Below are 6,822 nucleotides of genomic sequence, written 5' to 3'. Positions count from 1 at the left end.
TCGCTGGGTAGCTACGTGTGGTCGGGATAAGTGCTGAAAGCATCTAAGCATGAAGCCCCCCTTGAGATGAGATTTCCCTCTGCTTCGAGCAGATAAGATCCCTCAGAGACGATGAGGTTGATAGGTCCGAGGTGGAAGCGTGGTGACACGTGGAGCTGACGGATACTAATGGATCGATGACTTATCTATATGAACTTCGTGAATGATGTTTGATCAATGAATGTTTCCTTATCCAGTTTTGAGGGTTTTCAAAAAAAAACTTTCAAAAACACCTTGATTTTCAAAACAAGATACAGTATAATAGTTCTTGTCCTTGAAAAAAAGGAGTTAAAAAAGATCTGGTGATGAAGGCGAAGAGGTCACACCTGTTCCCATGCCGAACACAGCAGTTAAGCTCTTCAGCGCCGATGGTAGTCGGGTTTACCCCCGTGAGAGTAGGACGTCGCCAGATTGATACATTATTTCATGGGATACATTCCCACAATATCGCGGGGTAGAGCAGTCTGGTAGCTCGTCGGGCTCATAACCCGGAGGTCACAGGTTCAAATCCTGTCCCCGCAACCAAATGATTTCTTGGTCGTGCTTCACAGGCGCTTCCAAAAATTTTTTTGTCTAAAATGGATTTTCCATATGCTGGTCCGGTAGTTCAGTTGGTTAGAATGCCTGCCTGTCACGCAGGAGGTCGCGGGTTCGAGTCCCGTCCGGACCGCCACTATTATTAAACTTTTAAATGTTATACATACAGCCTTAGGATGCTTTCCTAAGGCTTTTATTATGGATTTTTTTATTACAGGGCGTGTCCTGGTATACTAGGAGTAATCATAACGTGCGGAAAGGGTTAGAATGATGGATGAGTTTTCATTTATACGTTCCATACAACCGAAGTTTTACCGTCAGTCCTCGGTCATCAAGGGGATCAGTGATGATGCAGCTGTCATTCGTCCGGTAGACGGTGATTTTGTAACTGCTGTAGATACGATGGTCGAGGGTGTCCATTTTACAAGGGAAACCATGGAGCCGGAACATATCGGCTGGCGGGTGCTCGCTGCTAATTTAAGTGATCTGGCTGCGATGGGGAGTACGCCCCGTTTTTACATGGTTTCGATTACGGTTCCAAGATGCTGGTCAGAGAAAGAACTTCAATCGGTCTATCGAGGGATGAAACAGCTCGCTGACAAATATGCTGTCGACTTGATCGGCGGCGACACCGTGGCCGGAAAGGAGCTTTCGCTCACCGTGACCGTGATCGGATCTGTAGCCAAGGATAAAGCCCGCTACCGGTCTCATGCCCAATCGGGGGATCTTCTTTTTGTTACCGGTACGCTTGGAGATTCAAGGGGCGGCTTGGAATATCTGCTTTCTGGGCAAGCTGCCTGCTCCAAAGCCCATGATTATCTGATCAGGCGTCACCGTACACCGGAGCCGAGAATTACAACAGCCTCGTCTCTGTCATCCTTACAAAGGATTGCTCTGAATGATGTGAGTGATGGAATCGCCAGTGAAGCCAATGAAATTGCTGAAGCTTCGCAGGTGGAAGTAATTATCAATCATGAGGCCGTTCCTTACTCTGAAGCTCTGTCAACATGTTATCCTGACCACTATCAAGCATGGATGTTCTCCGGTGGAGAAGATTTCGAACTGCTTGGCACGGTTCCGGAGAAAGACTGGCCCACTGTTGAAAAAACGGCTGAATCCGCAGGGGTTCGTGTAACCAAAATCGGTTATGTTCAGAATATGAGGTCACCCAGCCCCTGTGTATGGCTGGATAAAGACGGAAGGCGGGAAAGACTCGCGGCCTCCGGATATACACATTTAAAGGAAGAGGGTGAGTAAATGACTGCATTTGAATGGAGAAGCAGTTCAGTAGAAGAGACGAATGATATGGCTGTCCGGCTTGGAGAAAAGCTGACTGCGGGTGATGTACTCACCCTTGAAGGAGACCTCGGAGCAGGGAAGACGACGTTTACGAAGGGGCTCGGGAAAGGTCTTGGCGTGCGGCGGACGATTAACAGCCCGACCTTTACGATCATTAAGGAATATCAGGGGCGTGTGCCTTTTTATCATATGGACGTTTATCGACTGGAAGACAGCGATGAAGACCTCGGCTTTGATGAGTATTTTGACGGGCACGGGGTTACAGTTGTGGAATGGGCTCAGTTCATTGAGGAGTATCTTCCCCAAGAGCGTCTGGATATCACAATCCGGTACCTGGATGATACCGTACGTGTCTTTCACTTTGAAACAGCCTCTCCTCGATTGGAACAGGTATGTAAGGAGATTTTGTCATGAATATATTAGCGATCGATACCTCGAATTACGTAATGGGTGTCGCTGTTCTCAGAGACGGTGATGTAGCCGGGGAATATGTGACCCATATAAAAAAGAACCATTCCATCCGGTTGATGCCGGCCATTGACCAGGTTATGAAGGATACAGAGATGAAGCCGGAAGAACTGGACAGGATTGCTGTCGCTCACGGGCCCGGGTCCTATACTGGAGTCCGTATCGGGCTGACGACGGCCAAAACAATGGCATGGTCGCTTGGAATTCCTGTGGTCGGCGTATCCAGCCTGGAGGCAGCCGCACGTCAGGGAGCCTTTTTTCAAGGACATATCAGCCCGTTTTTCGATGCCAGACGCGGTCTTGTTTATACCGGGTTGTATGATGGAGAGATGAACCTTGTGAAAGAGGAGCGCAACATGCTGATGGAGGACTGGCTTCAGGAACTGAAAGAGTCAGGGGAACAGGTTCTCTTTATCAGCCAGGATATAGCTGTGCATAAGGAACGGATTCTTGAAGTCCTCGGGAGCCAGGCTGTCATTCCGGCTGCCCCTTACCAATTTGCAAGACCTTCATTAATTGCAGCTGCCGGTGCTGAACAGGAGCCGGGGCCGCTGCATGACCTTGTTCCGAATTATCTGCGCCTTCCAGAAGCAGAGGCGAAATGGCTGGCCCAACAGGAGAACAAGTAAGATGGCGTCCGTCCGGCGAATGACCATTGACGATGTCGAAGCTGTGATGCAGGTGGAAAAAGCGTCTTTTGCTGTCCCCTGGTCACAGGAAACGTTTGAAAAGGAAATGACCGACAATCCCTATTCCTTCTATTATGTAGTGGAAGAGGATGAGAAAATCATCGGGTATTGTGGATTGTGGTTAATTATCGATGAAGCGCATATTACCAACATTGCTATTCTTCCTGAATACCGCGGGTACAAATACGGCGAACTGCTTTTCGGCCACACGTGCCGGGAAGCCGTCGAGCGGGGGGCTGTCCAGCTTTCCCTGGAAGTCCGTGTTTCCAACATGGCTGCCCAGCGTCTATATCGCAAATTCGGTCTTGTTCCCGGTGGTGTACGGAAGAGGTATTATACAGACAATGGGGAAGATGCGCTCGTTATGTGGGTGGGATTAAAATGAACGAAGATCAATACATTCTGGCGATCGAAACGAGTTGTGATGAAACAGCCGTTGCCGTCGTAAAAAATGAAACCGAGCTGATGACCAACGTCGTAGCCTCGCAGATTGAGAGCCATAAGCGATTTGGTGGAGTGGTCCCGGAAATCGCGTCACGTCACCACATTGAACAAATGACCATTACGCTCCAGCAGGCTCTGGATGAGTCGGGCATGACGATTGATGATATGGATGCCATTGCTGTGACAGAAGGGCCGGGGTTAGTCGGTGCCCTTCTGGTCGGTGTGAATTCGGCCAAGTCGCTCGCTTTTGCGAAACAAAAGCCGCTCGTTGGTGTACACCACATTGCCGGTCATATTTATGCCAATCGTCTGGAAAAAGAATTTCAGTTCCCGCTGCTGGCTCTCGTTGTCTCCGGAGGGCATACGGAGCTGGTGCTGATGCGTGAGCATGGCTCGTTTGAAATTATTGGCGCAACGCGGGATGATGCAGCAGGTGAGGCTTATGATAAAGTAGCACGCACACTGAAGCTTCCTTATCCAGGCGGGCCGCATATCGACCGTCTGGCTCATGAAGGGGAGGAAACGCTCGATTTTCCACGGGCATGGCTTGAGGATGGATCCTATGATTTCAGCTTCAGTGGATTGAAGTCAGCCGTCATTAACCGTCTCCATAAGGCGAAGCAGCGTGGGGAAGAGCTGAAGGCCGAGGACGTTGCGGCCAGCTTCCAGGCCAGCGTTGTCGATGTCCTATCTACGAAAGCTCTACGTGCTGCGGAGGAATACGGTGTGAAGCAGATGATCGTTGCCGGCGGGGTGGCCGCCAACAAAGGATTAAGAAAAGCGCTGGAGGAAAAATTCGAGAACAGTGAGGCAGAACTGCTCATTCCGCCGCTTCATTTATGCACGGACAATGCAGCGATGATTGCTGCGGCCGGTGCTGTGGCATTCAATCAAGGGCACCGTTCGGGATGGGATTTGAATGCCAACCCGGGACTTGATCTTGAGATGTACGGAGCAAGAAAAACAGGCTCTCCTTCCTAAAGGGGAGCTTTCTTTTGTTTAGTTATCCACATGTGTATAAGTGAGAATTCCAATAAAAGGTTGTGGGCAAGTAGATATTGGGAAGAAAACGCTGCCATTTTATGTGGGTAAACAAGGTCATTCCTGTGGATAATGTGAATAACCCTGTTGAGAACTGTAAATACGCATGTGGATCTGTTGAAAACTTTGTGGATATTGAATAGTGGTTCACAGTGTTCAGAGAAGGAGCACAGGATGCCGGGAAGTGTTTCGGAAGCATCATAAAACCCGTTCCTTTTTCAACGGTCTAAAAAAGCCGGCGATGATCCGCCGGCTTTCTTATTTACTCATGAAGAGCTTCCCATTCTTCCATTAAAGCTTCTAAACGGGTATTCTTTTCTTTATTGTCTTCGGTAATTTCGAGGGAGCGTTCGTGGTCCTGATAAATATCCGGATCACAGAGAAGCTCTTCATTTTCTTCCAATGCGGCTTCTACTTCCTCGATTTCCTTTTCAATTTCAGCGATGCGGCGGTTTCTGCGGCGTTCCTCACGTTTAACGGCCTTATCTTCTTCAAAGCTGTTCTTCGGAGGAGCCTGCTTTTCCGCCGGTGTTTCCTGGGCGCGTTCAGCCTCTTCCAGCTGCTGCAGTTCGTATTCTTCCTGCTTCTTCTCCACATAATAATCGTAGTCCCCGAGGAACAGGCGGGTGTTCTCCGGCTTCATCTCCACGACTTGATCCGCAATCTTGTTGATGAAGTAACGGTCATGGGAAACGAACAGCAGGGTGCCTGGATAGTCGACGAGTGCCGCTTCCAGTACTTCTTTACTGTCCAGGTCCAGGTGGTTGGTCGGCTCATCAAGAATGAGGAAGTTGGCTTCCTGCATCATCAGCTTGGCAAGGGAAAGCCGTGCTTTTTCTCCACCACTTAAAGCGGAAACCGGCTTCAGGACATCCTCCCCGGAAAACAGGAAGTTGCCGAGAATGGTGCGGATATCTCTCTCATTTTTCATCGGGTAATCGTCCCACAGCTCGTTCAGCACGGTTTTCTTTGACTGAAGCTTCAGCTGTTCCTGGTCATAATACCCGATCTGGACGTTGGTGCCGATCAGCTTTTTCCCTTTCGTCGCTTCCAGTTCGCCGACAAGCGTTTTGAGAAGGGTTGTTTTTCCGACGCCGTTAGGTCCAACGAGCGCCACAGAGTCACCGCGGTTCAAATCAAGCGTCAGGTTATCGAATAAATAAGATGAGCTGTCTGAATAGCGGAAGGCATAGTCTCTCAGCTTCAGTACATCATTGCCGCTTCTTCTGGCGGCCTGGAAGCTGAACTTCGCGGACAGGTTGTCTTCCTTCGGTTTGTCGAGCTTATCCATCTTCTCCAGCTGCTTACGGCGGCTCTGGGCCCGTTTACTTGTGGTGGCACGGACGAGGTTTTTCTGAATGAAGTCCTCCATCCGTTTGATTTCTTCCTGCTGCTTTTCAAAGCGTTTCATTTCCTGCTCGAAGTCGGCTTCCTTTTTCTTTAAATAGTCGCTGTAGCTGCCGTGATACTTCTTCGACGATTGAAACGCGATTTCGTATACGGTATCGACGATTTTATCCAGGAAGTAGCGGTCGTGCGAGACGATGACTACAGCTCCCGGGTAGCCCTGGAGATAGTTTTCCAGCCAGCTCAGTGTATCGATATCCAGGTGGTTGGTCGGCTCATCAAGAATCAGAAGATCGGGACTGGTCAACAGCAGTTTCCCGAGTGCCAGCCGTGTTTTCTGACCACCACTTAATGTGGAAATCGGGGTAGTCCAATCAAAGTCCTTGAAGTTGAGTCCGTTCAATACGGCGCGGATATCGGCTTCATACTGATAACCACCCGCTGTCTTGAACTGCTCCTGCTTCCGGTCGTAGTCCTTCAGCAGCTGCTGATAGCGCGCCTGATCTTCCATCAATGCAGGATCGGCCATCTGTCCTTCCATGGAGCGGAGTTCTTTTTCCAGAGCCTTCAAATGGTCGAAAACCTGCTCCATCTCATCCCAGATCGATTTATCGGACTGCAGGCCTGTATGCTGCTCCAAGTAACCGACGGATGTATCTTTCGGTTTGAACAAATCTCCGGAATCGTAGCTCATCTCCTGGGCCATAATTTTCAACAGGGTCGATTTTCCTGCCCCGTTCCGGCCGACGATGGCGATCCGGTCATTCTTTTGTATTTCCAATTTAATATTCGTTAAAATCAACTCGGCGCCGAAACGCTTCGTCAGTTGATTCAGCTGCATGAGAATCATGTCGTTTCACCTCGATGAATTAAGTGTATCTTATCCTCATACCCGCTAGCAACAGAATCCCCCGTCTGAAAAGCGATCGTTGGCGACTCTTGTTTGATTTTTTGGTAG

The 6,822-nt window shown here is 49.4% G+C and carries 6 protein-coding genes, 2 tRNA genes and 2 rRNA genes; 9 read left to right on the top strand and 1 reads right to left on the bottom strand.

Annotation, left to right across the window (positions count from 1 at the left end):
* From GLV97_RS07430 to tsaD, 9 genes are all read left to right on the top strand, one after another.
* Positions 1–189: ribosomal RNA gene (locus GLV97_RS07430) — 23S ribosomal RNA — on the top strand; the annotation flags it as partial.
* Positions 190–337: 148 nt separating this feature from the next.
* Positions 338–451 (top strand): 5S ribosomal RNA (rrf, locus tag GLV97_RS07425).
* Between the two features lie 36 nt (positions 452–487).
* A tRNA-Met gene (locus GLV97_RS07420) sits at positions 488–564 on the top strand.
* Positions 565–635: 71 nt separating this feature from the next.
* Positions 636–712: transfer RNA gene (locus GLV97_RS07415), tRNA-Asp, on the top strand.
* 134 nt (positions 713–846) lie between these two features.
* Positions 847–1,833, top strand: coding sequence for a thiamine-phosphate kinase (thiL, locus tag GLV97_RS07410; RefSeq protein WP_160889408.1), 987 nt, complete (start codon positions 847–849; stop codon positions 1,831–1,833).
* Positions 1,834–2,289: a tRNA (adenosine(37)-N6)-threonylcarbamoyltransferase complex ATPase subunit type 1 TsaE gene (gene tsaE, locus GLV97_RS07405; protein ID WP_160839577.1), complete on the top strand. Its 456-nt coding sequence runs from the start codon at positions 1,834–1,836 to the stop codon at positions 2,287–2,289. It begins immediately after the preceding gene.
* Positions 2,286–2,972, top strand: coding sequence for a tRNA (adenosine(37)-N6)-threonylcarbamoyltransferase complex dimerization subunit type 1 TsaB (gene tsaB, locus GLV97_RS07400; RefSeq protein ID WP_160889407.1), 687 nt, complete (start codon positions 2,286–2,288; stop codon positions 2,970–2,972). The genes tsaE and tsaB overlap by 4 nt, the downstream gene beginning before the upstream one ends.
* Before the next feature lies 1 nt (position 2,973).
* Positions 2,974–3,417 carry a ribosomal protein S18-alanine N-acetyltransferase gene (rimI, locus tag GLV97_RS07395; RefSeq protein WP_160839573.1) on the top strand — a complete coding sequence of 148 codons (444 nt, stop codon included), beginning with the start codon at positions 2,974–2,976 and terminating at the stop codon, positions 3,415–3,417.
* Positions 3,414–4,457: a tRNA (adenosine(37)-N6)-threonylcarbamoyltransferase complex transferase subunit TsaD gene (gene tsaD / locus GLV97_RS07390; protein ID WP_160889406.1), complete on the top strand. Its 1,044-nt coding sequence runs from the start codon at positions 3,414–3,416 to the stop codon at positions 4,455–4,457. The genes rimI and tsaD overlap by 4 nt, the downstream gene beginning before the upstream one ends.
* Before the next feature lie 322 nt (positions 4,458–4,779).
* Here tsaD and GLV97_RS07385 read toward each other — a convergent pair whose 3' ends face one another.
* On the bottom strand, positions 4,780–6,714 hold the full coding sequence (locus tag GLV97_RS07385; RefSeq protein ID WP_160839569.1) for an ABC-F family ATP-binding cassette domain-containing protein: 1,935 nt from the start codon (positions 6,712–6,714) through the stop codon (positions 4,780–4,782).
* Positions 6,715–6,822: the final 108 nt, after the last annotated feature.

Source organism: Halobacillus litoralis, assembly GCF_009856355.1.
GTDB classification, from domain to species: Bacteria; Bacillota; Bacilli; order Bacillales; family Halobacillaceae; genus Halobacillus; species Halobacillus litoralis_B.
This window is presented reverse-complemented; position numbering and strand designations above follow the sequence as displayed.

Bases quoted from the DNA above. Each gene is read 5' to 3' on its own strand.
- thiL (WP_160889408.1), top strand. From the start codon at position 847: ATGGATGAGTTTTCATTTATACGTTCCATACAACCGAAGTTTTACCGT.
- tsaE (WP_160839577.1), top strand. From the start codon at position 1,834: ATGACTGCATTTGAATGGAGAAGCAGTTCAGTAGAAGAGACGAATGAT.
- tsaB (WP_160889407.1), top strand. From the start codon at position 2,286: ATGAATATATTAGCGATCGATACCTCGAATTACGTAATGGGTGTCGCT.
- rimI (WP_160839573.1), top strand. From the start codon at position 2,974: ATGGCGTCCGTCCGGCGAATGACCATTGACGATGTCGAAGCTGTGATG.
- tsaD (WP_160889406.1), top strand. From the start codon at position 3,414: ATGAACGAAGATCAATACATTCTGGCGATCGAAACGAGTTGTGATGAA.
- GLV97_RS07385 (WP_160839569.1), bottom strand. From the start codon at position 6,714: ATGATTCTCATGCAGCTGAATCAACTGACGAAGCGTTTCGGCGCCGAG.